Source organism: Streptomyces sp. NPDC022552 (assembly GCF_055561875.1).
Genome location: NZ_JBVHGJ010000003.1, coordinates 531,292 through 558,282 on the forward strand (window position 1 = coordinate 531,292; position 26,991 = coordinate 558,282).

The window sequence follows — 26,991 nt, forward strand, 5'->3', positions numbered from 1 at the left end:
CGACGGCGAAACGCGCCGAGCGGGCCGCTCACGCCGAAACCGGCCCTGCCCCACGGCAGTTGTCGCCGGTCGTTCCCCTCGGCGGCCACGGAAGGAGATGCCGGTCTTGGCGTCCCATCGCAAGCCGCGCAGCAATCGTTCGCACTCCCCCGCCGTCGGGGTCACGACGGCCGCACTCGCCGGGGTCACGCTGCTGACCACGCAGAGCGCCCAGGCGACACCCGCCGCCCCGTCGAAGCCGACGGTGGAGGAGATCCAGAAGAAGGTCGACGACCTCTACCGGCAGGCCGGCACGGCGACGCAGGAGTACAACCGGGCCAAGGAGGCCACCGACCAGCAGCGTCGCAAGGTCGACGGGCTCCTGGACGACGTGGCCAAGCGGACGCAGGAGATCAACGAGTCGCGGCGGGCGCTCGGCTCGTACGCGGCGGCGCAGTACCGCGCGGGGGCCGTCGGCCCGACCGCCGCTCTGATCTTCGCGGACAGCCCGCAGTCGTACTTCGACCAGACCCACCTCATGGACCGGCTCACCGAGCGCCAGCGCAGCGCGGTGACGGAGTACGAGGGCAAGCGCGTCGCGGCGGCGAAGCAGCGCGCGAAGGCGACGGAGAGCCTGGAGACCCTCACCGAGTCGCAGGCGACGCTCCGTACGACCAAGCAGACCGTCCAGCGGAAGCTGGGCGAGGCGCGGACGCTGCTGGCCCGGCTGACGGCCGAGGAGAAGGCGCGGCTCGCGGAGCTGGAGCGCAAGCGGGAGGCGGAGGCCCGGCGCAAGGCGGAGGCGCGGGCCAAGGCGGAGGCCGAGGCCAGGGCCGAGTCGGAGGAGGCCGAGCGGCGCAGGCAGGAGGAGGCGGCGAAGGAGCAGCAGCCGACGCAGCCGGCGCCCGGCGGATCGACCGGTGGATCGGCCGGCTCGACGTACGCGGCGAAGGCGGAGAAGGCGATGGCCTTCGCCCGCGCCCAGATCGGCAAGCCGTACGTGTGGGGCGCGACCGGCCCGAGCTCGTACGACTGCTCGGGACTCACCCAGGGCGCCTGGAAGGCCGCGGGCGTCGACCTGCCCCGTACCACCTGGGACCAGGTGGAGGTGGGCACCCGGGTCGCGACGGCCGATCTGCTCCCCGGGGACCTCGTCTTCTTCTACGACGACATCAGCCACGTCGGTCTCTACATCGGCGGCGGCAAGATGATCCACGCACCGAAGCCGGGCGCGAACGTCCGCGAGGAGTCGATCTACTACATGCCGATCTACGGCGGCGTCCGCCCGGCCTGAGCCGGCGCCGGTGCCGCCGGTGCCGTCAGGTCCAGAGGGTCGCGATGAAGATGTTCGCGATCGTGAGGCCGCCGACGGCGCCGAAGAGGCCCTTGTCGACCGTCTCCTCGTCCCGCTTCACATAGACGAGGGCGAGGATGACGACGAGCACCGCCATCTTGATGCCGATCTTCACGTTGTTGACGCTCTGGTCGTCCGCCTGATTGAGGCCGACCAGGGCGACGCCGGTGACCAGCATGGTGAGCGCGCCGTGGAGCATGGCGGGCGTGAAGCGGGCCGTACCCGCGCCCATCGCCTTCATCTGGGTGAGGAATCCACCGAGCAGCGAGGCGATTCCGATGATGTGCAGGGCGACGAAGACATTGATGAGTACGTCCATGGGGCGGAGCCTAACCGTGGCCATAGCACCCCCGTTCGGCCGGGTGCGGCTTCTCCGGCCGTTCGGTCATGCCCGCGCCGGAATGCGTGGCCCACCCGTCGCCGCGGCCGGAGGGGAACGGTCCCGAAGGGACAACTGGCGCCAATAGCGGTCAAGGCCGCGCCGCCCCGTGACGGGCAGGTTTAGCGTCCTCCCCCAGGTGGCCGGCTCCCCACCACCGTCGGTCTCCCGGCGGCAGTCGGCCGCCCCCGCCGAGAATCCGGCGGTGGGCCGTCTCCCCTGTGCGGTCCATCGCCGGACCCGGTGGGCATCGACCCCCTCAGGGAGAGGATGTGACCCGCCCTCGTGGCATCGCACCGGAAGCCCAGGAACTCCCCCCTCGGTGGCCAGGCGGCACGGACCGCCGCCACGCTCGCCCTCGCCTCCGCGGCGACGGCGACCCTCTTCGAGGGGTCCGGGCACGCCGAGCCCCGGCTTACCGCCGCCCAGGTCAAGGCGAAGGTGGACCGGCTGTACCAGGAGGCCGAGGTGGCCACCGAGAGGTACAACGGCGCGAAGGAGAAGGCGGACGCGGCGCGGGACGCACTCGACCGGCTGCGGGACGAGGCCGCCCGGAGGACCGACCGGCTCAACACCGCGCGCAACGGGCTCGGTTCCGTCGCCGCCGCCCAGTACCGTTCCGGCGGCCTCGACCCCGCCGTTCAGCTCGCGCTCACCTCCGACCCCGAGCAGTATCTGGAGCGCGCCGCGCTGGCCGAGAAGGCCGGTCAGCGGCAGGCGGCGACCATCGCCTCGATGCGGCGGGAACTCGCCGGGATCAGACAGCTGCGGGCCGAGTCCGACGAGCGGCTTACCCAGCTGCGCGGGCACGAGGCCGATCTGCGGCGGCAGAAGGCGGCCGTCCAGGGCAAGCTCGGCGAGGCGCGCTCGCTGCTGGCCCGGCTGACCGCCGAGGAGCGGGCACGGTACGAGGCGGCGGCGGCCGGGTCGGGGCGGAGTGACGCCGACGGCTCCTCCACGGGAACGTCGGGGACCCGGGCCGACCGGGCCTCGGGGACGCGCGGTCCGGTCACGGCGCCGAGCAGCCGCGCCGAGCAGGCGATCTCCTTCGCCCGGGACCAGATCGGCAAGCCGTACGTGTGGGGCGCGACGGGGCCGTCGGCGTACGACTGCTCGGGGCTGACGCAGGCCGCCTGGCGCTCGGCCGGGGTGGCGCTGCCCCGGACGACGTACACGCAGATCAACGCCGGGCAGCGGGTCTCCCGCTCCGAACTGGCCCCGGGCGACCTGGTGTTCTTCTACTCGGGGATCAGCCATGTCGGGCTCTACATCGGCGGCGGCCAGATGATCCACGCGCCCCGACCGGGCGCGCCGGTGCGGATCGCGCCCATCGACGAGATGCCCTTCGCGGGAGCGACACGCGTCTCGTGAGGGCGCGCGCCCGCCTGACGCGCGTGTCGTGCGGGCGCGCGGCCGCCCGCACGACGCGCGTCGCGTGAGGCGCGCAGGCTCAGACCAGTCGGCGGGCCGTCGCCCAGCGGGTCAGCTCGTGCCGGTTGGACAGCTGCAGCTTGCGCAGCACCGCCGAGACATGCGACTCGACCGTCTTCACCGAGATGTAGAGCTGCTTGGCGATCTCCTTGTAGGCGTACCCACGGGCGATCAGCCGCAGCACCTCGCGCTCGCGCTGGGTGAGCCGGTCGAGGTCCTCGTCCACCGGCGGGGCGTCGGTGGAGGCGAAGGCGTCCAGCACGAAGCCCGCCAGCCGGGGCGAGAACACGGCGTCGCCCTCCTGGACACGGAAGATCGAGTCGACCAGGTCGGTGCCCGTGATCGTCTTGGTGACATAGCCGCGGGCGCCGCCCCGGATCACCCCGATCACGTCCTCCGCGGCGTCCGAGACCGACAGGGCCAGGAACCGCACCGGGTCCTCGGGCGCCGTCATCAGGTTCGCGCAGCGGCGCAGCACCTCCACCCCGCCGCCACCCGGCAGGTGCACGTCGAGCAGGACGACCTCGGGGCGGGTCGCGGTGATCACCGTGACCGCCTGGTCGACATCGGCGGCCTCCCCGACCACCTCGACACCCGTGACGTCCGTCCGGCCGATCTCGGCCTGAACGCCCGTGCGGAACATCCGGTGGTCGTCGACGAGCACGACCCGCACCCGACGCTCCGTGGTCGGTGCCGCCGTCGTCCCGGTCCCGGTCTCGTCGCTCATCCGTCCGCCCTCTCCATCTCAAGCTCCACTTCGGTGCCCCCGTCCGGCACGGACCGCAACCGGGCCGAACCGCCGTTGCGCTGCATCCGGCCGATGATCGATTCTCGTACGCCCATCCGGTCGGCAGGCACCGCGTCGAGGTCGAAGCCGGGGCCGCGGTCCCGCACGGAGACGAACACCGTACGGCCCTCGACCTCCGCGTAGACCTGCACCGCCCCTCCCTCGCCACCGTACTTGGCGGCGTTGACCATCGCCTCGCGCGCGGCCTGCATCTGTGCGGCCAGTTTCTCGTCGAGCGGGCAGTCGCCCACGACCACGACCTCCAGCGGGACGCCGTGCTTGTCCTCGACCTCGGCGGCTGCCCGCTTCACCGCCTCGGCGAGCGTCTCGGGCTCCTCGCTCTCGTCCTTGCCCGTGCCCTCCGGCTTGTACAGCCAGTTCCGCAGCTCCCGCTCCTGCGCGCGGGCCAGTCGGCGCACCTCGCCCGGCTCGTCCGCGTTGCGCTGGATCAGCGTGAGCGTGTGCAAAACGGAGTCGTGGACATGGGCCGCGACCTCGGCGCGCTCCTGCGCGCGGATCCGCATGGTCCGCTCCTCGGAGAGGTCCTGCGACATCCGCACCAGCCACGGCCCGGCGAGCAGCGCGATGCCGGTGAGCACGGCTATCGCGGCGGTGAGCGCCGTGCCCAGCTGGGCGGCGGAGCCCCGGACCACCATGAAGACCGTCAGGCCCATGCCGACGAGGGCGACGCCCGCGAACCCGCGGGCGAGCTGGAGGGTGCGCCGGCGGCGGCCCGGCTCGGTCCAGCTCGCGCGGCGGGCGTTGTCCGCCTGCCGCCAGACGAGGACGACGCCGACCCCGATGAGCAGCGTGGGCCAGACATATCGGTCCGTCTGATTGCCCCAGTTGATGTTGCCCGCGAAGACCGCGGCGCCGATCCCCAGCGCGATCAGGGCGAAGACCTGGCCCCGGTCCGGCTTGCGCAGCCGGCGTCTGCCGTCGGCGGTGGTCTCGAAGACGGGGCGGGGCGCGCTCCGGCCGCCGACACCGAGCGGGACGACGATCCAGAACACCGCGTACAGGAGAGCGCCCAGGCCGTCCGCGAGGAGCAGGGCCGCGAACAGGACGCGGACCCAGACCACGGGCAGTCCGAGATGACCTGCGAGGCCGCGCGCGACACCGCCGAGCCACCGTCCGTCGGCGCTGCGGTAGAGCTTGCGCACGGGCGGTTCGTCGGTCTCGGTGGCTTGGGCGGCTGCTGGCATGCACCGATCGTCACACGTGCGGCCGGGCGGGTACATCAGGGTCGATCCCTGAGATCGCCCCTAGGAAGCGGCCCCTGGGGACTTCTCGGGGTGGACCGCCCGCGGAATATCAGGGTCGGGCCAGGGTCGGCCCCGGTGCCGCGGCGGGACGGCGGCCGTCACCATGGACGCATGACGAGTTCGACGCCTTCCTCGCACGAGGCCCCGCCGCCGGCGGAGGCTCCCCCTGCCGCGCCCCTGCGCCGCTCTCGGCAGCACCGGGTCGTGGCCGGTGTGTGCGGTGGCCTCGGCCGGCACTTCGACCTCGATCCGGTGATCTTCCGTATCGCGATCGGCGTGCTGGCCGTGACCGGCGGTTTCGGGCTGATCTTCTACGGCTTCGCGTGGCTGCTCCTGCCGCTCGCGGGCGAGGAGGAGAACGAGGGCCGCAGACTGCTCTCGGGCAGGGTGGACGGTGCCGCGCTCGCGGCCGTGCTGATGGCCCTGGTGGGGTGCGGTGTCTTCCTGTCGATGCTGCGCAACGGCGGGATGCTCGCGTTCGCGATGATGCTGTCGATAGCGGTGTGCGGCGCGGCGGTCTGGTCCCAGCGGCGCGTGCAGGCCACCACGGGCGACACCGAGAGCCGCATGGACGCGGCGACGGCGGCCGCGGTCGCGGAGGCACCGCCCGAGACGAAGGCGCCCCCGCTCGTGGAGTTCCCCTCCTGGTGGAAGGACCCCATCGTCAAGGACGGCTCGACGGGCAAGGTCGCCATCGGCTACCTCTGGGGCCCGCACGGCGCGGGGCCGGACGGCCGGCTCCCGAACGGGGAGATCCCGGTGCCCGGCAGCCAGTGGGGCTCGGACGGCCCGGCGGCCGGGCGACGGCCGGAGGCGTCGGCGGTCCGGCGCGGGCCGCGCTCCATCGGCGGCCTGGTCCTCCTCCTCGCGATGCTCGCGGGCGGCCTCGGCACCGGGCTGTCCTGGGAGACGCATCCGCTCGGTACGAGCCTGCAGATCGGACTGGTCGCCGCCCTGGGGGTGTTCGGTCTCGGTCTGGTGGTCAGCAGCTTCCTCGGCCGGACCGGGTTCGGCACGCTCTTCCTGACCGTGGTCACCGCGGGCCTGCTCGCGGTGGCGGCGGCGCTGCCCAAGGAGATCTCCACGGAGTGGGTCCGTACGACCTGGAGACCGGCGTCGGTCGCCGCCGTGGAGCCCCGGTACGAACTGGGCACGGGCGTCGGCACGCTCGATCTGTCACGGCTCGCCGTCCCGGCGGGCACGACGGTCGGTACGGAGGCCGAGGTCGGCGCAGGGAAGCTGGAGGTGATCGTGCCGAAGAACGTCACGGTGAAGCTGCGGGCCCAGGTGGGCCTGGGTGATCTTCAGCTGCCGCAGCAGCGGCCCGAGGACATCGACATCGCGCCCGACCGCGACGAGCGGCGGACGCTGCCCCCCGTCGAAGGCACCGCGCCCGGGGGAACGGTCGACCTCTCGCTGGAGGTCGGTCTCGGACAGGTGGAGGTCATCCGTGCTGCTTCATGAGTTCCGGCCGGGCCGGCTGATCGTCGGCGCGACAGCCCTCGCCCTCGCCGTGATGTACGCGGGGGACGCCGCGGACGCCTGGGAGACGCCCTGGTACGAAGTGATCCCGATCCTCTTCGGCGGCCTGGGTCTGGCGGCCGTGGCGACCTGGATCGCCTACGGTGTGCGCCGCCGCCGCTCGGCGAGAACGGCGTCGAGCGAGAAGTACGCGGCGCCGGCGAGCACGAGCGGGAGCCAGGACATGAGATAGGCGAGGTCGTTCCCGTAGTAGTACGGGTCGACCTGCCAGCTCACCGTCAGCCACAGGCTCAGGGAGATCAGCGCCCCTCCGAGCGCGGCCACCCGGGCGAACAGGCCCACCAGCGTGCCGAGGCCGACGGCCAGTTCACCGAAGGCGATGGCGTAGCCGAAGCCGACGGGGCTCTTGAGCGCCAGGTCGACGAGGGCGGGGATGGCCGAGGTGTCCCGGACGCCGCGCATCATCTCGCCGATGGACCCGCTGCCGCTGTCGGACATGAAGGCGGAGTCGGTGAGCTTGTCGAGCCCGGCGTAGACGAAGGTGACGCCGAGGAAGATGCGCAGCGGCAGCAGCGCATAGCGCGAGGCGGCCGCCTTCCAGGCGGTGAGCCCCCCGGACCGGCCGGACCCGCCGTGGCCGCCGTGCCCCCCGCGCCCGCCATGGCCACCGCCCGGCACTCCGTACGGACGGGTCGAACCGGTCGAGCCCGTCGAACCGGTCGGGTCGGAAGCCCCGGGCGCCCCGGACGTTCCATTGCCGTGCTGTGCCATCGTCGGCCTGCCTCTCCACGCCACTGTCCGCGGAATCGATTGTCCCCGGACCCCCTCCCCGTGGATACGTGGAGGACGCGCGGATGGTTCAGTCGACGACGTCGATCGTGACCCGGTTGGTCTCCACGCCGGAGGCCGTCACCACCGACACCTCGACCCGCCCCGGCTCCACGTCGACCGGCAGCGGAACGGTCAGGACCGTGTCCGTGGGGTTGGCGAAGCCGCCCGGGACGGGGACCAGGGGAACGTGCGCGTGAACGGGACCGACGCGCACGACCAATCGGGTCAACGGGTCCGGTCCCGAGGCCCCGGCCGGGACGAAACCGGTCCCTCGGATCTCGATGTCGTCGCCGATGCGGATCGCGGCATCCAGGTCGCCCGCCTCGCGGGACCGGACGACGGAGAGGATCGCGGGCCGGCCGCCCTCCGTGAACTTGGCCGCGAGGTACGCGGCCGCCGCCACGGCGACGAGGAGTACGAGGGACCACGGCACCTCGGGCAGCCGGTCGGGGGCGCGCCCCAGCCGCACGGCGGCGACGACGAGGACGGCGCCGGAAACCAGGACGTGGGCGACGTCGGTGAGGCAGGCGCGGCCGTCGTCGTCGCAGAGCAGATCGGCGGCGCGGGGCCGGTCGGCCCGGACCTTCTGCAGCCGCTGCCCCGCGACACGGGACCACACGATCCTGCGGGTGGCGACGGCGACCGCCGCCGTCAGCGCGAAGACGGTGAGCAGTCCGGCGCCCTGGCGGATGCCGAGGCCGACCCGTTCGGCGCCGGTGACCAGGCGCAGCGCGAGGAAGAGCACGGTGTAGACGGTGAGGAGCAGCCAGCCGGCGGCCACCACGCGGGAGGTGGAGAGCCGGTTGTCCTCCCCGGTCAGCGGGGCGAGGACGCCGCCGCGCGCGCGGTGGGCATGCGCGGCGAGGGTGAGCGGGACGGCGAGGACGAGCGCGGCGACGAGCCCGGCCGTGCGCGGTCCGGTCCAGCCGGTGCCGAGCGCCGTGAGCGTCTGACCGAGGAGCAGGGCGAGGACCCCGCCCCAGACGGCGCCGAGCGTGGCGTACCGGACCCGGCGGAGCCATGCGTCGTCCGCCGCGCGGCCGCGGGCCGCGACCGCGCGCGCGGACTGGGCGAGCGCGTCGGAGACCCACTGCCGCGAGGCCCCCGGCGAGTGCGCGACGGCCGCGGGCACACCCTGGCCCGCGGCCAGCTCGTCCCGTCGGGCGAGGAAGGCGGCGACCGCTCGCCGGTGACCCGCGCGCCCGCCCTCCGCGCACCCCGCGTGGTCACCGCACTGTCTCGCCTCTTGCACCGCCACGGCGCCCACTTCCCGATCTACCCGTCAACTGACCGTTGAGTACTGGGAATTGTGTCGCACCCAAGAGCCTCCGGCCTGCTCCGTGCGCCCCGCGCGAGAGTGATTGAACCGTCATCACATTGACGTAAGGACAGTTAAAGACAGTTAAAGACAGTTAAGGCCACCTCTACGACAGCAGTTCGGGCTCGGCGCGGCTGATCCGGCGCCACAGTGGCTGGTAGTTGATCCAGGCGGCGAGGTCGGTGCCGAGCTGCTCGCGGGTGGCGACCGCGCCCTTGTGCCCGATCGGCACCGGCTTCCCGGCGGCCCGCGCGGTCAGCTGAACCCGGGCGCACCGTTCCATGGCGATGAACCACCACGCGGCCGCGTCGACCGAGGTCCCGACGGTCAGCAGCCCGTGATTGCGGAGCACGATCGCCTTGTACGGACCGAGGGCGGTGGCGATCCGCCGCCCCTCCTCGTGGTCGACGGCAACGCCGGTGTACGCGTCGTAGAGCGCGTGGTCCTGGTAGAACCCGCAGGCCTCCTGGGTGATCGGCTCGATCAGCTCGCCGAGCGCGGCCAGCGCCCGCCCGTAGGTGGAGTGGCTGTGCGCGACGGCGACGACGTCCGGCCGGGCCCGGTGCACCTGGGCGTGGACGGCGAAGGCCGCCTGGTTCACCGGTGCGCTGCCCCGCACCACCTGCCCGTCCCCGTTGACCAGGACCAGGTCGCTCGCGGTCAGCTCGGCGAAGGGCGCGCCGAAGGGGTTCACCCAGAAACAGTCGGCGTACTCGGGGTCCCGGGCGGTCACATGACCCGAGACGCCCTCCTCGTACCCGAACTGTCCGAAGAGTCTGAGCGCGCCCGCGAGTCTCCGCTTGCGGTACGTCCGCTCCTCGTCGGCGGTCTCGTGGAGGGGCGGCATCGCGACATGGAGGTGCTCGACGGGTACGGGTGCCGGTGCATCACTCATGCGCGGGAAGGTAACGCCGGGCCGTACAACTGACCAGAGAGATCACACGACGAAGACGACGAGGAGCCCGAAGACGACGCAGACGACGCAGACGACGAAGCCGCCGCCCCCGGGATGACGGGGGCGGCGGCTTCACACGCCTACGGGAGTGACCGGAGGTCCTACTCCCACTCGATGGTGCCCGGCGGCTTGCTCGTCACGTCGAGCACCACACGGTTCACATCGGCGACCTCGTTGGTGATGCGGGTCGAGATCTTCGCCAGGACGTCGTACGGCATCCGCGTCCAGTCCGCCGTCATGGCGTCCTCGGAGGAGACCGGACGCAGGACGATCGGGTGACCGTACGTCCGGCCGTCGCCCTGCACGCCCACCGAGCGCACATCGGCGAGCAGCACGACGGGGCACTGCCAGATCTCGCGGTCGAGACCGGCGGCCGTCAGCTCCTCGCGGGCGATGGCGTCGGCCTCGCGCAGCAGGTCCAGGCGTTCCTTGGTGACCTCGCCGACGATACGGATGCCGAGGCCGGGGCCCGGGAACGGCTGCCGCTGGACGATCTCCTCCGGCAGGCCGAGCTCCTGGCCGACCATGCGGACCTCGTCCTTGAACAGCTGGCGCAGCGGCTCGACGAGCTCGAACTCCAGGTCCTCGGGCAGGCCGCCCACGTTGTGGTGGGACTTGATGTTCGCGGTGCCGGTGCCGCCGCCGGACTCGACGATGTCCGGGTAGAGCGTGCCCTGGACGAGGAACGCGACGTCCTCGCCGGCGCCCGCCGACTCGGCGACGATCTCGGCCTGCGCCTGCTCGAAGACGCGGATGAACTCGCGCCCGATGATCTTCCGCTTCTGCTCGGGGTCGGAGACCCCGGCGAGGGCGGCGAGGAAGCGCTCCTGCGCGTCGACGACCTTCAGCTGGACGCCGGTCGCGGCGACGAAGTCCTTCTCGACCTGCTCGGTCTCGTTCTTGCGCATCAGGCCGTGGTCGACGTACACGCAGGTGAGCTGCGAGCCGATCGCCTTCTGGACGAGCGCGGCCGCCACGGCGGAGTCGACGCCGCCGGACAGACCGCAGATGGCGCGCTTGGTGCCGACCTGCTCGCGGATGGCCGCGACCTGCTCGTCGATGACGTTGCCGGTCGTCCAGGTCGGCTCGATGCCGGCGCCCCGGTAGAGGAAGTGCTCCAGGATCTGCTGGCCGTGCGTGGAGTGCAGCACCTCGGGGTGGTACTGGACGCCGTACAGCTTCTTCTCGTCGTTCTCGAAGGCGGCGACCGGTACGACGTCCGTGGACGCGGTGACGGCGAAGCCCTCGGGGGCGGCGGAGCAGGCGTCGCCGTGCGACATCCACACGGACTGCTCGGTCGGGGTGCCCTCGAAGAGGGTCGATCCGGCCTTGGAGACGTGCAGCGGCGTACGGCCGTACTCGCGGGCGCCCGTGTTGTCGACGGTGCCACCGAGGGTGGTCGCCATCAGCTGGAAGCCGTAGCACATGCCGAAGACGGGGACACCGGCCTCGAAGAGCGCGCGGTCGAGGCGCGGGGCGCCTTCCGCGTACACGGAGGACGGGCCGCCGGAGAGGATGATCGCCCTCGGCTTCTTGGCCAGCATCTCGGCCACCGGCATGGTGGACGGGACGATCTCGCTGTAGACCCGCGCCTCACGGACGCGTCGGGCGATGAGCTGGGCGTACTGGGCGCCGAAGTCGACAACGAGGACTACGTCCGGGTTGGTGACGTCGGGCGCGGCAGCGGGAGTCGCTGATGACACTACGGCGGCCTTCCGGCGGTAGGGAGGGGGTCCCCCGAAGGGGGGCTATTTGTCGATTCTACCGGCGCGCCGGGCTCGCTTTTCGTCTCACCATCCGAACCCGGGTTGTCCCGGGCCCCGCGGCGGAGTCCATACTGTCCGCATGCGCAAGCTCACGACCTTCGTCTTTACCTATGGCACCGGCCCGTCCGGCTGCCATGGTCGTGCTGCTTGAGCAACTGACAAGCGACTTCCCAGGCGCCCCGGGCCGACAAGGCCCGGGGCGCTCTGTCGTTTCCGGGCCCTGTCGCTCCGGGGCAGCACCCCACCAGAACAGGAGCCCCACCATGACCGCGATGACCCACACCGAGAAGACCGGCGCCCGGACCGACGAGGCGGCCGAGCTCATCGGTGACGCGCGCGAGCGGATCGACTCGCTCGACGACCGGATCATCGGCCTGATCCAGGAACGGATGGCCGTCTCGGCCGTGATCCAGGAGGCCCGGATCGGCTCCGGCGGCCGCCGGGTGAACCTCGCGCGCGAGATGGAGGTGCTCGGCCACTACAGGGACGCGCTGGGCAAGCCGGGCACGGCGCTGGCGATGACGATGCTGGAGCTCTGCCGGGGCCGTATCTGAGGACACGCGCACGTCCGGGCGCGCATCAAGGTGCCTCCCGCGGGCGGGGTGACGGACCTGAGTTCGGGCCCGCTCTCACCCGTACGGCGCGTGACCGCCTCCCGGCCCCCTTCGTTGGTCCCGGTGTCCGTGCCAGCCAGGGGCGGGCCCGAAAAAACCACGCGTGGCTTCGCTGGGGCGTGTGACGTACCGCAAGTACGTCGTGGGACCTCGCCCCAGCGCGCGTGACCGGACGGCAGGGGACAGCAGCCCGGTCACCCAGAAAGGGCGGTCGGCCCCGGGGACGCCCGGGGCCGACCGCAACCGGTCCAGACGGATGCGCCGACGTCCGTCCAGCACGAACATCTCCCACCCCTCCCCGTCCCCTCCACCCCACACCACCCTCGCGGCGCGACCCCCGGGCGCCGCGCTCCCCCGGCACCGCCGCTGCCCTGACACCGGTGCCGATCGCCAAGGGCCCCGTGCCGCGACCGGAATCGCGCCACGGGGCCCTTGCGCTGCCCGGGAACGGCACCCTCCGGACCACGTGACGCGCGTCACATCAAGAATTCTCCGATCGCCTACAACCAATCCCTCTGGACACAGGTCATGTATGCAGCACCACCCAGAAGCTGGAGAGGCGCTGCACTCGGAGGGGGGTGCAGCGCCTCTTCCACGTCCGGACCCGGCTACGCCTTCTTCGGCGGGACCGCCGGCATCCCCAGGAACGGCAGCTTCAGCGCGCCGAAGGCGTCCGCCGGAACCATCGGGGACTTCGGGGCGACGGCCGCGACGCGGACGTACGCCTCGCCCTGGCCGGGGCGCGGGTCCTCCTCGCCCTTGTTCGGCCACAGCGACATCGCCCGCTCCGCCTGCGCCGTGATCGTCAGCGACGGATTGACGCCGAGGTTGGCGGAGACCGCCGCCCCGTCGACGACCGAGATGCCCGGGTGACCGAAGAGCCGGTGGTACGGGTCGATGACACCGGTCTCCGCGTCCGCGCCGATCGGGCAGCCGCCCAGGAAGTGCGCGGTGAGCGGGGTGCCCATCAGCTCGCCGATGTTGGAGCCGGCGAAGCCGTTGATCTCCTCGGCGAGCAGGGAGGCCGCGCGGGTCGCCTCGGGGATCTGGTTCGGGTTCGGCGCGCCGTGTCCCTGGCGGGCCGTGAGCAGGCCCTTTCCGACGCCGCCCGGCTTGCGGTAGGTCGTCAGGGAGTTGTCCAGGGACTGCATGACGAGACCGATGATCGTCCGCTCCGACCAGCGGCGGTTGGAGAGGGCGCGGAGGGCCAGGGTGGGGTGCTTGACCATCTCCAGGAGCCAGTTCCGTACGCGATGCGCGCCGTAGGGCACCTGGAGGACCGTCATGCCGCCCATGGCGTTGGAGCCCTTGCCGTAGCGGACCGGCTCGATGTGGGTGTTCTCGTCCGGGTGGATCGAGGAGGTGATCGCGACGCCGCGCGTGAAGTCGACCTTCGCCGCGCCGTGCTTCCTGCGGTAGCGCCGGTCGGTGGTCTGCGAGCCGACCAGCGCCTCCGAGTTGGTACGGGTCAGCTCGCCGAGCCGGGCGGAGATCCGGGGCAGCAGCCCGGTGTCCTTCATCCGGTGCAGCAGCGTCTGCGTCCCGTACGTACCGGCCGCGACGACGACCCGTGGCGCCGTGAACGTCCGGCCCTTGCCCTTCTTCTTGTCGTCCGTGGGCAGCGTCTTCACGGCGTACCCGCCGCGCGAGTCCTCCGTCAGGGCGACGACCGAGGTCATCGGGTGGACGACGGCGCCGGCCTTCTCGGCGAGGTAGAGGTAGTTCTCGTTGAGGGTGTTCTTGGCGCCGTGGCGGCAGCCCGTCATGCACTCGCCGCACTCGGTGCACGCCGTGCGCGACGGTCCGACGCCGCCGAAGTACGGGTCGGCGACCTCCGTGCCCGGCCTCGCCTTGGCCGCGCCCCCGGCGTCCTCGCCGTCACCGAAGAAGACCCCGACCGGCGCCATGTGGAAGGTGTCGCCGATGCCCATGGCCTGCGCGGTCGCCTTGAGGTGGACGTCCGAGGGGGTCATGGTCGGGTTGAGCCGTACGCCCAGCATGCGCTTGGCCTGGTCGTAGTACGGCGCCAGCTCCTCCTGCCAGTCGGTGATGTCCTTCCACTGCGGGTCCTGGAAGAACGGCGTGGGCGGTACGTAGAGCGTGTTGGCGTAGTTCAGCGAGCCGCCGCCCACGCCCGCGCCGGCCAGCACCATGACGTTGCCCAGCAGGTGGATGCGCTGGATGCCGTAGAGGCCGAGGGCGGGGGCCCAGAGGAAGTTCTTCAGGTCCCAGGAGTTCCTGGGCAGTTCGGTACGGGTGAAGCGGCGGCCCGCTTCCAGGACGCCGACCCGGTAGCCCTTCTCGGTCAGGCGCAGGGCCGTGACCGAGCCGCCGAACCCGGAGCCGACCACGATGACGTCGTAGTCGTACGCCGAGTCCAGGTCGTCCTCGTCCTGATTCTGGGCAGGGGGTACCGCGGTCATGGCTCTCCTCGTGCGAAAAGGGGCGGGAACGGGCAGGCGGGGCGTCAGCGCAGGCGCAGGGCCTTCATCGCCTTCAGGGACAGGCTCATGAACGCGGCGTACTTCTCGTCGTCCATCCCGAAGGAGGGCGCGAGCGGGATCAGCCGCTGCTGGGCCACGGTCTGGGCCTCGGTGAACTTGAGGATGCCCTCGGAGCCGTGGCGCCGGCCGAGCCCGGAGTCCTTCATGCCGCCCATCGGCGCCTGGACGCTGCCGTACGCCGGCGCGTACCCCTCGTTGATGTTGACCGTGCCGGTGCGCAGCCGGGCGGCGATGGCGTGGCCGCGCCGCGAGTCCTTCGTCCAGACGGAGGAGTTCAGTCCGTACGGGGTGGCGTTGGCCAGCTCGACGACCTCGTCCTCGTCCTTGAAGCGGTAGATCGAGACGACCGGTCCGAAGGTCTCCTCGGCGCAGACGGCCATGGGCGCCTCGACGCCGTCGAGGATGGTCGGCTCGTAGAAGAGCGGGCCGATGTCGGGGCGGGCGACGCCGCCGGCGACCAGCTTGGCGCCCTTGGCGACGGCCTCCTCCACATGCTTCGTGACCGTCTCCAGCTGGCGCTCGCCGACGAGGGAGCCCATGTCGGCGCCGTAGGAGAGGGAGTTGCCGAGACGCATCGCCTTCGTACGGGCGGCGAAGCGGGCGACGAAGTCGTCGGCGACCGACTCGTGGACGTACAGCCGCTCGATGGAGATGCAGAGCTGGCCGGCGGAGGAGAAGCAGGCGCGGACGGCGCCGGCGGCGGCCTTCTCTATGTCGGCGTCCTTCAGGACCAGCATGGCGTTCTTGCCGCCGAGTTCGAGGGTCACACCGACGAGCCGGGCCGCGGCGCCCTGGGCGACCTGGCGGCCGGTACGGGTGGAGCCGGTGAAGGAGACGTAGTCGGCGTGCTTGACGACCTCGGGGCCGACGACCGGGCCCTCGCCGATGACGACCTGGAAGACCTCGGCGGGCAGCCCGGCCTCGATGAGCAGGTCACGGGCCCAGAGCGCGGTGAGCGCGGTCTCGGTGTCCGGCTTCATCACGACGGCGTTGCCCGAGACGAAGGCGGGCAGCGCGTCGCCGACCGACAGCTCCAGGGGGTAGTTCCAGGGCGCGATCTGGCCGACGACACCGCGCGGCTGGCGCAGCTCGGTGACCTTGGTGAGGGTCGGTACGACGCCGGTGTGGTGCTTGGGGCGCAGGTAGGCGGGGGCCTTGCGGCCGTAGTGGCGGGCGGCGACCGCGACGGCGAGGACCTCTTCGTGGGCGTGCAGACGGGCCTTGCCTGTCTCCAGCTGGATGAGGTCGAGGACCTCGCCCTGGCGCTCCAGGACCAGGTCGTGGAAGCGGAGCAGGACGGCCGCGCGGGCCTTGACAGGGGTCGCGGCCCAGACGGCCTGGGCGGCGCGGGCGCGCGCGAAGGCCTCGGCGACGTCCTCGGGGGTGGACTCGGGCAGCTCGGCCAGCTTCTCCCCGGTGAAGGGGGTGTGGTTCCAGGTGCGGCCGGAACCGGCGACGCCGCGGGTGAGCTGGGCGACCACCTCGGGGGTGACCACGTCGGCGGCGGTACGGACACCGGCCGGCGAGGGCGCGAGGGGGTTCGTGCCGAGGGCGGCGGTGGCCGGGGCGGTGGGTGCCTGCAAGTCCGTCATGAGGGCGAGAGTAGGGCGCATTCCGCCCTTTGGGTACCCGTCGGTAACGCGTTTTCACGGGGTACGCACAATCGCGCCAGCGATCGCTGGCACATAAGCCCTGATCAGCGGCTTACGGTCGGCCGGGAGTGCGAAATCCGGCTGGCTCAGCCCGTCTGTTCGCCCGGCGCCCGCCAGTGCTTCAGGACGACGTCGAACTGTTCCCGGGTGGTCTCCCAGCTCGATTCCGGCGAGGACATGTACACGGCGTACTCGGTGCCGTCGTCCGCGAAGTACAGCTGGTCGATGGCGTGTCTCGGGCCCGGGAACTCCTGCTTCTCGTACCAGGTGAACTCCCACCGGGCGGAGCGGACCTGGTCGCGGTAGGTGTTCTGGTTGAGCTTGATCCGCTTGTACTGGAGCCGCCTCTTCAGCGTCTTCTCCAGGTCCAGCACGTGCACGTACGGGTTCTCGAAGTCGGGAGTGGGGTCGACACTGATCCGGATCCGGTGGCGTCCGTTGTCCGGCGTGTAGTCGATGCTGTCGCCCTCCGTCTGGCGCTTCCAGCCCTTCGGTACCGCCAGGCTGAAGCCCTTCTCGTCCTCGACACGGTGCCAGCCGGCCGGAAGGGCGTCCTTGGCGGCCTTCGTCACCTCGGGCTGCGTGCTGTGACCGGCGTCCACGGCCTTGCCGCCTCCACCGGAGTAGTTCATGGCAGCGAAGACGGCACCACCGGCGACCAGGCCGGCGAGAACGGCCGCCAGGGCCGCCGAAAGCCACCGACCGCGGCCCTTGGGCTCGGGGCGCGCGGGACGGGCCCCATCGGTGAGGGTGGGCACGGGGGTGGCCGTGGAAGCGGGGGGCTGATCTGCCGGGAGCTGGGCGGTCGCGGAGACCAGCTCCTCCTGCCCCACCCGCCGCGTCGGTACGTACGCCTGCGCGGCCTGCGGCGAACGGCCCTCCATGGCGTCGAGCAGCATTCGCTCGGCCTCGTCCGCGCGCGGCCGCTCCGCCGGATCCTTGCGGAGCAGCGCCACGATGACGGGGGCCAGCGCGCCCGCCTTGGCCGGGTGCGGCGGCTCCTCCGTCACCACGGCCTGCATGGTGCTGATGGGCGAGGTCCGCCGGAACGGAGAGGTCCCCTCCACCGCCGAGTACAGGGTCGCGCCCAGCGACCAGAGGTCGGAGGCAGGGCCGGGATCGCCGCCCCGTACCCGCTCCGGCGCCAGGTAGTCGATGGAGCCGACGAGTTCACCGGTCCGGGTGATCGTGGAGTCGCCCTCGATGGCCGCGATGCCGAAGTCGGTGAGCAGCACCCGCCCGTCGCGGGCCAGCAGGACGTTGCCGGGCTTGACGTCCCGGTGCAGGACTCCCGCGGCGTGCGCGGCGCGCAGGGCGCCCAGGACGTGCAGGCCGATCCGGGCCGCCTCGCGGGCCTCGATCGTGCCGGCCTCCTTCGCGGCGTCCGCGAGCGAGGGCCCGTCGACGTACTGCATGACGATCCACGGGCGGTCGTCGTGCTCCAGGACGTCGTGCACGGTGACCACACCGGGATGGGTGATCCGCGCGGCGGCGCGGGCCTCCTTCTGCGTACGGGCGTGCAGGACGAGGCGGTCGGCCTCGGCCACGAACCGACCCGCCGTCAACTCCTTGACCGCCACCACCCGGTGCAGCACTTCGTCGTGCGCTCGCCAGACCTTGCCCATGCCGCCACGGCCGATGGCCTCGCCCAGCCTGTACCGCCCCGCGAGCAGAAGCCCCGCGGCCGTGTCCGCACCCTGAGAATGTTCCACTGTCCCCCGCCTGTTCCTTCGGATGCCAGGTTACGGAGGGGGGCACGCAGGACGGAACCTCGGGGCTGGCAAAGGAACCGCACCGTGACCGACGGGTGCCCGTTCACGTGACCGTAGAGGGCCTTTCACCTGGCCGAGGGGTCCTGTACAGGTGGCCGACCGGGGGCTTCCTCACCTGCCCGACCGGGGCCGGATCAGCGGGTGGCGCGGTAGACCTTCACCGCCTGGTCGTAGATCTCGGACACCTTGTCGCGTTCGCTCTCGGGGCCGATGACCTGGACGACGTGGTAGCGGCCGTCCTCGATCAGGGCGAGGTTACGGACGAAGACATCGCGGCCGGTGCTGTCCTGCCAGGTGAACTGGCCCACCGCCATGGACTGCTGCCCCACGTCGATCCGCCGCAGACCGGTGGCGCCGGACCAGCTGGAGTCCCGCCACGGCTGGAGCTCGCGCTCCTTGGTGCGCTGGTAGGCCATCGGGTCAGAGCCGTTGGCCTGCACGGTGTCCCTGCCGGGAACGACGATCAGCGTGAAATCCCCCCCGGTGTAGCGGACTTGCCCCGCGTCGTTGATCGGGCTGCGGCGCCAGTCCTTGGCGACACCGACCTCGAACCCCTCCGGGTCCTTCCGGAGCGTGTACCCGGCGGCGAGGGCGGGGGTGCTCGGCGTGGTGGCCGGCGGGGTCGTCCTCGTGGGACCGGGCGTGGTGCCGGGCCTGGTGCTGGGCCCGGGGCTCGGTCTGCCGGACGGCGGGGACTGGGGCGCGGTGGTGGGCGCACCCGTGTGGGCGGCGGGCTGCCCGCCGTCGGCCCCGTCCTTGGGCAGGAACAGCACGGCGTACGCGACGGCTCCGACGAGCAGGAGGAGGACCAGGAGCAGGAGCGTGAGGCCGAGGGAGCGCGGAGAACGGCCGGCTCCGCCCGCGCCGCGCGGCGCTCGGGGCGCACGGGGCGCACGGGGGGCGCGCTGAGGGAGTTCCTCGTGGAAATGCTCCTGGGCGAACTCCTGGCGCGGGTGCCGCGGCCCGGGCTCATGGCGTACGGTCTGGGGCTCGCGGTGGCCGGCCTGGGGCTCGTGGCGTACGGCCTGGGGCTCGTCGTGGGCGGGCAGCTCCTGGTGGCGCCTGCCCTTGCGGTGCCGGTGCCGGCCCCCCGCCGCGCCTCCACGGCGCCTGCGCACCAGCTCGCCTCGGCGCCGTACGACGGGCAGCCGCGTCGCGTCCACGGACGGCAGCGGGACGATCCCCATGCCCGCCTCCGGCTCCGGGGCGGACCGTACGAGCGAGCGCAGCCAGCCGCGCAGCTCCTCGAAGTCGGGTCGCTCGATGGGGTCCTGGCGCAGCAGGGACTCGACGACGGGGCGCAGCGGGCCGCACTCCTCGGCGAAGGCCGGGGGCTCGGCGCAGACCAGCTGGACGAGTTCGGCGGCGTTGTCCTCGGGGTACGGGGCATGGCCCTGGACGGCCCGGTAGAGGAGCGCGCCGAGCGCCCAGAGGTCGGTGGCGGGGCCGATGGGCGGGGCCAGGCGCCAGTTCTCGTGGACCGGTCCCGCCTGCTCGGGCGCCCAGCGCTCGGTGACCGCGCCGACGACGGCGATCCGGGCCTGGCGGGCGCGTTCGGCGGCGAGCCGGGTGGCAGGGCCGCGGTAGACGGACGTCGGCGCGCCCGCTTCGGCCGCCCCGTCCCACCCGCCGGAGGCGGGGGCGGGGACGTGCTCCGGGACGGGGGCCGGGGCGTATCCGGCGGGGAGGGCGGGGAGCGCGTGGCCGCCGCCCGCGGGGACGGGTCCGGAGGCGTCGCGCGAGGCGTGCGGGCCGTCGCTCCAGGTACCGGCGAGCAACGCGCGGGGCGGCCCCCCGTCTTCGCTGCCGTACCCCTTGCGGTACGGGGCCGGGTACTCGTCGTCGGTGTCGTCCTCGTCCTCGTCGTCGCCGGTCTGGGACCACCAGTGCGGCTCCGGCCCCAGCCCCTGCGCGGGCACGGGCGCGGGGGGCGTCGGGAGGGCGGCGGGAGGCTCCGGGTCGTGGGCGGCCCGCGGGTCGGCCTCGGGGGCGGGCTCGGGCGCCGGCCGCTGCACGGGGACGGCGGCCCCGGTCTCGCCGATGTGCGCCGCGGCGCGGGCTCCCGCCCGGTACGCGGCGATGGCGCCCGCGCGGGCCGCCCGTACGTCCGTGGCCGGAGGGGTGCCGCCCGCCGGGAGTTCGGGACGTGCCCCCGGTTCGCTCGCCGGAGGCGCACTGTCGCCCTCATCCGTACCGGTACGCGCTCCGTCCTCGTCCCGGTACCCCTGCTCGTCCCGGTACCCCCGCTCGTCCCCGTAGGCCGGCCCGGCCCTGTGGCCCGGCTCGCTCTCGTACCCCTGCTCGTCGTCCTCGGCGAGCGGCACCGGTGCGTAGCCGCACAGGGCCTCCTCCGCGGCGCCCGCCGCGAGCCCGGTCAGGAGCACACGTCCGTCGTCGCAGACGAGCACGGTCCGCGGGGTGATGTTCCGGTGGGTCCAGCCGTGCGCGTGCAGCGCGCGCAGGGCGGTGAGGACGTCGGAGCCGATCTCGGCGGCGCGGTAGGGGCTCAGCGGGCGCTCGGCGAGGAGCGCCGCGAGCGGCCTGGCCGCGATCAGTTCACTCACTATCCACAGCGAACCGGCCTCCGCGAACACGTCGAAGACCTGGTCGAGTCGCGGGTGGTCCGGGATCTGCGCGGCTGCCTGCGCCGCCTCGACGGCGCGCCGCACCGCGGGGTCGGCGGGCCGTCTGGTCGCCCGGCCGGAGGCGGGTCGGTGCGGGGTGAATCCGGTGCCGTCCTCGTCGACGACCTCGGCGTCGATGACCTCGGGCAGGGGCACCTGGTGGACCAGGACCTCCTGCCCGCTGTAGGTGTCGAAGGCGCGGGTCTCGACGAGTTCGTACGCGTCCTGCGGCGGTACGGGCAGGCGATAGCGGTCGGCGAGCACCCTTCCCGCGTAGTCGTCCACGACGCCTCCCCACCGAGCGCGCTGTCCCCCGGGTCGCACGGATCCCGTTCAGCTCATGAATCGCACGGAATACGCGAAACCGTCAATTCCGGTCTTGGCCCGTACAGTTGACGATGCTTTTCGGCTGCGTACGGTCCACGTCCTCTCACGATACGTGGCGCCGGTCAGTCCTTGGGGCTGAACGTGGCGAACGCGGTGTCCCGCAGCGTCTTGCACGCGGTGGCGTTCCACTCGTCCGCCTTGCAGCTGACCATGATCGAGTAACCGTGCGTGGCGTCCACCTTGAAGCCCCGGTTCAGTATCCGGACGCGCATGCCCTTCTCGTTGCGCTCGAACTCCCAGTCGGCGACCGTCGGGTACCCCTTGTACGAGACGGCCTTGATGCCGATGTGGCGGTAGCCGTTGCTGGACGCGGAGACGCCGGCCACGGCCGCCGCCCACGCGGCGGCCGCGTCGTCCTTGGGGCTGCCGTTGTAGTCGACCTGGACGCGCGGGTACCCGCCGCCGGCGTTGAAGATCCCGCCCGAGTTCCGGCCCGCTATGCCGGCGAGCTTGAACGAGGACGGCATCGCCATGGCGAAGTGGAACCGGCTGTTCGTCACCATGACGTATCCGGCGGGCAGCTGCGTCCCGGGGGCGCCGGTGCTCGGCTTCCCCGACGGCTTGCCGGTCTGCCCGCCCGAACCCGAACCCGAACCGGAGTCCGAACCCGAGCCGGACGGCTGGTCGCCGCCCTGCTGACCGGGGTCGCTCGGGGTCTCGCCCTTGCCCTCGGCGTCGCCGGTGCCGGCCGTGGCCCCGGCCGAGGCCGTCTTGTCGGTGCCCTTGCCCGCCTTGCCGTCCTTGCCGTCGTCACCGCCACCGAGTGAGACGGCGAGGATGGTGCCGAGCAGGGCGAGAACCACGATCCCGGCGATGATGACGAGCGTGCGGCGCGGCACAACGTCGGTGAGCGAGGCCCGCGGCTGGGCCGGCCTGCTCCCGCCCTGAAGCGGCTCGGGCCGCGGCTTGGGCCGCGGCTCGGACCGGACCGACGCGGCCGCGTTCCGTACGGACTTCAGCGCGCCGCGCATCCGCTCGGCGGCCACGTCCGTGGCCTTCTCCTTCGGGGCGGTCGCCGACCCCTTCGGCGGCTCCGGCGGAACCGGGGGCAGCGGCACGACACGGGTCGCCTCGGGCGACGGCTCGGGCTCCACCGGGGCGGGCGCGGGCGCGTCGAGCACGGCCCTGAGCAGCACGCGCGCCCCGGCGTCGTCGAGCCGCTGGTCCGGGTCCTTGGCGAGCAGGCCGTAGATGACCTTCTCCAGGAGCGGCCCCGCGTTCTTCGGCGGGTCGACGGGCTCGGTCATCACGGCGGTGAGCGTCGCGATCGCGGAACCCTTGTCGTACGGCGGGCTGCCCTCGACGCTCGCGTACAGCAGTCCGCCCAGCGACCACATGTCGGCGGCCGGGCCGGGCTTGTGGCCGCGGGCCCGCTCGGGCGAGATGTACGAGGGCGCGCCGACGAGCATGCCCGTGGAGGTGATCGACGGGTCGCCCTCGACCTGCGCGATGCCGAAGTCGGTGAGGACGACGCGGCCGTCCTCGGCGATCAGCACGTTGGACGGCTTCACGTCGCGGTGCAGGATGCCCTGACGGTGCGCCGAGCGCAGCACGTCCAGGATCGCGAGACCGACCTCGGCTGCGCGGTGCGGGGTGAGCGTGCCGTCCTCACGGACGGCGTCGGCGAGGGACTTGCCCTCGATGAGCTCCATGACGATCCACGGCCGGTCGTCCTCGTCGACGACGTCGTAGACGGTCACGGCGCCGTTGTTACGGATCCGGGCGATGGCCTTGGCCTCGCGCAGGGTCCGGGTGATGAGGCGTCGCTTCTCGTCCTCGTCGATGCTGTTGGGGAAGCGGAGCTCCTTGACGGCGACGGTACGGCCGAGCGTCTCGTCGACCGCGCGCCACACCGTGCCCATGCCGCCGCGCCCGAGGACGCCGTCGAGCCGGTACCGCCCGGCGAGCAACCGGCCCTCGGTCGTCGCCCCGGCGCGCTCCGCCGACCCGGAACGCCCGCCACCGGCCGGCTTCCTGAGCCTGGGCGCCTCGGCCTTCGGCGTCGCACCGGGCACGGCGTCGGACGGCTCGACGCCGGCCCGCTCGGCGCCGGCACCCTTGGCCCCGGACGGCACGGCGTCGGACGGCTCGGAGGCCGTCGACTTCCCCGCCCCCGACGCCTTCTCCGCTCCGGACGCCCCGGCCTTCGCGGCCCCGGACGACTTCTCCGGCCCGCCGGCCGTACCGGCCTCGGCCGGGCCGCTGGTTCCGGCCGGTCCGGCAGCACCCGCCGCCGCGTCCGATTCCGTGCCGGACTTCCCGCCCGGCTCCGCCTCACGTGCCGCGGGAACCACACCCCGGTCGCCGTCGGTTCCGGCACCCGCGCCGGCGTCCCGCCGAGGGTCCCGCGCCGTGTCCCGCGACTGCTCCGCCTCCGACATGCGTCCCCTCTGCGATCCCTGATCTTCGCCCGCGTCTGCCGCTTCCCGCGCGATGCGGTAACCCGCCCTGGAAGAGAGCCCATTGTCTCTCACCCCGGGACCGATCCCGCTCCGGGGTCCGCACTCCGAGAAGAGGGCCTCGCGGGAAAGCGCTGCCGTCATGGCACCCGACGCCGAAGCATCCCCCTCGGGTTCCGTACCCGTACGAACAGGATGCCGCAGACGCCTCCCAACGTCCCCTCCCCGAAGCCGAGTTCGTCCGTGGCACCCCGATGAGCCCGTCGAGCGGGTCAGATCGGCACGATGTCGGGGGCGCCGAGCCGGGCCGCGTCCGCCGTCAGGTCGTCCGGCTGCCGCTGCGACTCCCGCTCCGCCTGCACCCGCTTCTCGTAGTGCTCCACCTCCTTCTCGATCTGGTGCGTGTCCCAGCCCAGTACGGGCGCCATCAACTCGGCGCACTCCCGCGCGCAGCGCGTCCCGCGGTCGAAGGTCTCGATGGAGATCCGGGTGCGCCGGGTCAGGACGTCGTCGAGGTGCCGGGCGCCCTCGTGCGAGGCGGCGTAGACGATCTCGGCGCGGAGATAGTCCTCCGCACCCGCCAGCGGCTCGGCGAGACCCGGGTCGGCGGCGATGAGCGCCAGGAGCTCCTCGGTCATCGAGCCGTACCGGTTGAGCAGATGCTCGACCCTGACGACATGGAGGCCGGTCCGGGCGGCGATCCTCGCCCGGGCGTTCCACAGGGCCTTGTAGCCCTCGGCGCCCAGGAGCGGGATGTCCTCCGTGACGCAGGCGGCGACCCGCTGGTCGAGCCCGTGCACGGCCTCGTCCACGGCGTCCTTGGCCATCACCCGGTAGGTCGTGTACTTCCCGCCGGCGACGACGACGAGGCCCGGCACCGGGTGCGCGACGGTGTGTTCGCGCGAGAGCTTGCTCGTGGCGTCCGACTCGCCCGCCAGCAGGGGCCGCAGGCCCGCGTACACACCCTGGACGTCGTCCCTGGTGAGCGGCACCGCCAGGACGCTGTTCACATGCTCCAGGAGATAGTCGATGTCGGCGCTGGACGCGGCCGGATGCGCCTTGTCCAGGTCCCAGTCGGTGTCCGTGGTGCCGACGATCCAGTGCCGTCCCCACGGGATCACGAACAGGACGGACTTCTCGGTCCGCAGGATCAGCCCGCTGTTCGAGTGAATCCGGTCCTTGGGCACGACCAGATGGATGCCCTTCGACGCGCGGACATGGAACTGTCCGCGCTCCCCGATGAGCGCCTGGGTGTCGTCCGTCCACACCCCGGTCGCGTTGACGAGCTGCTTCGCGCGGATCTCGTACTCCCCGCCCGCCTCGACGTCCTGGACCCGGGCACCCACGACCCGTTCACCCTCGCGGAGGAAGCCGATCACCCGGGCACGGCTGGCGACCTTCGCTCCGTAACTCGCGGCCGTACGGACCAGCGTGGTGACGAAGCGGGCGTCGTCCATCTGGGCGTCGTAGTACTGCAAGGCGCCGACCAGGGCGTCCTTCTTCAGACAGGGTGCCACCCGCAGGGCGTTGCGCCGGGAGAGGTGGCGGTGGACCGGCAGTCCGCGGCCGTGGCCCGAGGAGAGCGACATCGCGTCGTACAGCGCGACGCCCGAGCCCGCGTAGAGCCGCTCCCAGCCCTTGTGCTGCAAGGGATAGAGGAAGGGGACGGGTTTCACCAGATGGGGTGCGAGGCGCTCCAGGAGCAGACCGCGCTCCTTCAGCGCCTCCCGCACCAGCGCGAAGTCCAGCATCTCCAGATAGCGCAGGCCGCCGTGGATCAGCTTGCTGGAGCGGCTCGAGGTGCCGGATGCCCAGTCGCGGGCCTCCACGAGGCCGGTCGAGAGTCCTCTCGTGACCGCGTCGAGTGCCGTCCCGGCACCGACCACGCCGGCGCCCACGACCAGTACGTCCAGTTCACGCTCGGCCATGTCCGCGAGCGCCTCTGCGCGCTCGGCCGGTCCCAGTGTCGCTGTCCTCACCGCTGCCTCCCGTCGTCCCCCTGCGTGATCGGGCTCACAGACTCGATTCTGTCCCGCCCCTCCGACTTCAGCCACCGCCTGTGGATAACACTCGGCGACCTTTGACCACGCAATGCGGCATATCGGTCATATTTACGCCTAGTCTGACATTGCACTCGCCCCGTTCTGTCCACCGGGCTTGCGCGCCTCGTCCCCTCCGGCTATTGGGAAGGACGGCCCACCCTCATGCCCGCTGATCTCGCCGTCATCGGCCTCGGCCACCTCGGACTCCCCCTCGCCCAGGCCGCGATCGCCGCCGGCGTCGACACCATCGGATACGACACCGACCCCCGGCCCGTCGCCGAACTCGCCGCCGGCCGCCCGCCCGTCGACGGCTCGCTCACCGCGTCGGAGATCCGCCGGATGCTCTCGGGGGGCTTCCGGCCCACCACCAACCCGGCCGAACTCGGCCGGGTCCGTACAGCCGTCATCTGCGCCCCGACCCCGCTCGGCCCCGACCGGGCACTCGACCTCACCGCCGTCCTCGACGCCGCGCGCGCCCTCGCCGCCAGGCTGCGCCCCCACACGACGGTCCTGCTCGAATCCCCCGTCCACCCCGGCACCACCGAAGGTGTGCTGAGGGACGTTCTGGAGGAGGGCTCCGGGCTGCGCGCGGGCCGCGACTTCCACCTCGCGTACTCCCCCGGCCGGCTCGACCCCGGCAACCGCGCGCACGGCTTCGCGGGCACCCCCAAGGTCATCGGCGGGCTCACCCCGGCCTGCACCGAATCCGCCGCCGCCTTCTACGGCCGGCTCACCGACAAGGTCGTACGCGCGCGTGGCCCGCGCGAGGCCGAGACGGTCAAGCTCCTGGAGACCAACTTCCGGCACGTCAACATCGCGCTCGTCAACGAGATGGCGGTCCTCTGCCACGAACTCGGCGTCGACCTCTGGGACGTCATCCGCTGCGCCGAGACCAAGCCCTTCGGCTTCCAGGCCTTCCGCCCCGGCCCCGGCGTCGGGGGCCACGGCGTCCCGGTCGAGCGCCTGGGCACCCACCGCCCGCTCCGTATGGTCGAACTGGCGACCCAGGTCAACGAGCGCATGCCGCAGTACGTCATCCAGCGCTGCGCGACCCTCCTCAACGAGCACGGCAAGTCGGCCCGGGGAGCCCGGGTGCTTCTGCTCGGCATCACGTACAAACCCGATCTCGCCGACCGCGAGAGCTCCCCCGCCGACGAGATCGCGCGCCGTCTGATGGACCTGGGCGCCGTCGTCAGCTATCACGACCCGCACGTCCTGGACTGGCGCGTCCGCGACACCCCGGTCCCCCGCGCCGACTCCCTCTACGAGGCCGCCGCCCACGCCGACCTGACGGTCCTTCTGCAACACCACCGCACCTACGACCTCCAGGGACTGGCGGTCAAGGCGCAGCTCCTCCTCGACACCCGCGGAGCCACCCCGGCGGGCGCGGCCCACCGCCTCTGAAACCCCGGGCGGAGTGTCGGAGCGGACTGTTACTCTCCGGGCTCTT

General features: G+C 72.5%; 18 protein-coding genes. 5 read left to right on the forward strand and 13 right to left on the reverse strand.

Translation table 11 applies throughout. The features are described from left to right. Positions 1-97 precede the first annotated feature (97 nt). Entirely contained in the window at positions 98-1,273 is a 1,176-nt protein-coding gene (locus ACZ3OF_RS12215) for a C40 family peptidase (protein WP_361667702.1), read from the forward strand. A gap of 25 nt (positions 1,274-1,298) precedes the next feature. On the opposite strand, the gene ACZ3OF_RS12220 is transcribed toward ACZ3OF_RS12215, so the two are convergent. After that, positions 1,299-1,652, reverse strand: a complete 354-nt coding sequence (locus ACZ3OF_RS12220; protein WP_361667700.1) for a hypothetical protein — start codon at positions 1,650-1,652, stop codon at positions 1,299-1,301. A 345-nt stretch (positions 1,653-1,997) separates the two neighbouring features. Here ACZ3OF_RS12220 and ACZ3OF_RS12225 point away from each other — a divergent pair, with 345 nt between their 5' ends. Beyond that, the gene (locus ACZ3OF_RS12225; RefSeq protein ID WP_361667699.1) at positions 1,998-3,083 is read left to right on the forward strand and encodes a C40 family peptidase; all 1,086 of its coding nucleotides are present in this window, start codon (positions 1,998-2,000) and stop codon (positions 3,081-3,083) included. Positions 3,084-3,162: 79 nt separating this feature from the next. Here ACZ3OF_RS12225 and ACZ3OF_RS12230 read toward each other — a convergent pair whose 3' ends face one another. Both ACZ3OF_RS12230 and ACZ3OF_RS12235 read right to left on the reverse strand, forming a co-directional pair. Next, on the reverse strand, positions 3,163-3,870 hold the full coding sequence (locus ACZ3OF_RS12230) for a response regulator transcription factor (RefSeq protein ID WP_361667697.1): 708 nt from the start codon (positions 3,868-3,870) through the stop codon (positions 3,163-3,165). Next, positions 3,867-5,135 (reverse strand): PspC domain-containing protein, encoded by a 1,269-nt coding sequence (locus tag ACZ3OF_RS12235; RefSeq protein WP_361667695.1) that lies wholly within the window; start codon positions 5,133-5,135, stop codon positions 3,867-3,869. Before ACZ3OF_RS12235 ends, ACZ3OF_RS12230 begins: the two co-directional genes overlap by 4 nt. A gap of 171 nt (positions 5,136-5,306) precedes the next feature. On the opposite strand from ACZ3OF_RS12235, the gene ACZ3OF_RS12240 reads away from it, so the two are divergent. After that, the gene (locus ACZ3OF_RS12240) at positions 5,307-6,659 is read left to right on the forward strand and encodes a PspC domain-containing protein (RefSeq protein WP_467304313.1); all 1,353 of its coding nucleotides are present in this window, start codon (positions 5,307-5,309) and stop codon (positions 6,657-6,659) included. Between the two features lie 156 nt (positions 6,660-6,815). Here the strand turns inward: ACZ3OF_RS12240 and ACZ3OF_RS12245 are convergent, their stop codons facing one another. The 4 genes from ACZ3OF_RS12245 to guaA form a co-directional block, all read right to left on the reverse strand. Beyond that, positions 6,816-7,448 carry a DoxX family protein gene (locus ACZ3OF_RS12245; RefSeq protein ID WP_361667688.1) on the reverse strand — a complete coding sequence of 211 codons (633 nt, stop codon included), beginning with the start codon at positions 7,446-7,448 and terminating at the stop codon, positions 6,816-6,818. Positions 7,449-7,536: 88 nt separating this feature from the next. After that, positions 7,537-8,766, reverse strand: coding sequence for a hypothetical protein (locus tag ACZ3OF_RS12250; RefSeq protein ID WP_467304315.1), 1,230 nt, complete (start codon positions 8,764-8,766; stop codon positions 7,537-7,539). Positions 8,767-8,932: 166 nt separating this feature from the next. Beyond that, complete coding sequence (locus tag ACZ3OF_RS12255; RefSeq protein ID WP_467304317.1) at positions 8,933-9,721, reverse strand: class II aldolase/adducin family protein; 789 nt, start codon at positions 9,719-9,721, stop codon at positions 8,933-8,935. Between the two features lie 161 nt (positions 9,722-9,882). Next, positions 9,883-11,484 carry a glutamine-hydrolyzing GMP synthase gene (gene guaA / locus ACZ3OF_RS12260; protein WP_361667680.1) on the reverse strand — a complete coding sequence of 534 codons (1,602 nt, stop codon included), beginning with the start codon at positions 11,482-11,484 and terminating at the stop codon, positions 9,883-9,885. Positions 11,485-11,810: 326 nt separating this feature from the next. Between guaA and ACZ3OF_RS12265 the strand changes: the two genes are divergently transcribed. Beyond that, on the forward strand, positions 11,811-12,101 hold the full coding sequence (locus tag ACZ3OF_RS12265) for a chorismate mutase (RefSeq protein WP_467304319.1): 291 nt from the start codon (positions 11,811-11,813) through the stop codon (positions 12,099-12,101). A gap of 668 nt (positions 12,102-12,769) precedes the next feature. On the opposite strand, the gene ACZ3OF_RS12270 is transcribed toward ACZ3OF_RS12265, so the two are convergent. The 6 genes from ACZ3OF_RS12270 to ACZ3OF_RS12295 form a co-directional block, all read right to left on the reverse strand. Beyond that, a complete protein-coding gene (locus tag ACZ3OF_RS12270; protein WP_467304321.1) occupies positions 12,770-14,584 on the reverse strand; it encodes a GMC oxidoreductase in 1,815 nt (604 codons plus the stop codon). Between the two features lie 44 nt (positions 14,585-14,628). Then, positions 14,629-16,257 (reverse strand): succinic semialdehyde dehydrogenase, encoded by a 1,629-nt coding sequence (locus ACZ3OF_RS12275; RefSeq protein ID WP_467304323.1) that lies wholly within the window; start codon positions 16,255-16,257, stop codon positions 14,629-14,631. A gap of 146 nt (positions 16,258-16,403) precedes the next feature. Then, complete coding sequence (locus ACZ3OF_RS12280) at positions 16,404-18,029, reverse strand: serine/threonine-protein kinase (protein WP_361667672.1); 1,626 nt, start codon at positions 18,027-18,029, stop codon at positions 16,404-16,406. Positions 18,030-18,223: 194 nt separating this feature from the next. Further along, positions 18,224-20,998 (reverse strand): protein kinase, encoded by a 2,775-nt coding sequence (locus ACZ3OF_RS12285; protein ID WP_467304326.1) that lies wholly within the window; start codon positions 20,996-20,998, stop codon positions 18,224-18,226. Between the two features lie 164 nt (positions 20,999-21,162). Beyond that, the gene (locus tag ACZ3OF_RS12290; protein WP_361667668.1) at positions 21,163-23,481 is read right to left on the reverse strand and encodes a serine/threonine-protein kinase; all 2,319 of its coding nucleotides are present in this window, start codon (positions 23,479-23,481) and stop codon (positions 21,163-21,165) included. 290 nt (positions 23,482-23,771) lie between these two features. Then, positions 23,772-25,478, reverse strand: a complete 1,707-nt coding sequence (locus ACZ3OF_RS12295) for a glycerol-3-phosphate dehydrogenase/oxidase (RefSeq protein ID WP_361667665.1) — start codon at positions 25,476-25,478, stop codon at positions 23,772-23,774. 225 nt (positions 25,479-25,703) lie between these two features. On the opposite strand from ACZ3OF_RS12295, the gene ACZ3OF_RS12300 reads away from it, so the two are divergent. Further along, positions 25,704-26,945 (forward strand): nucleotide sugar dehydrogenase, encoded by a 1,242-nt coding sequence (locus ACZ3OF_RS12300; protein ID WP_361667662.1) that lies wholly within the window; start codon positions 25,704-25,706, stop codon positions 26,943-26,945. Positions 26,946-26,991 lie beyond the last annotated feature (46 nt).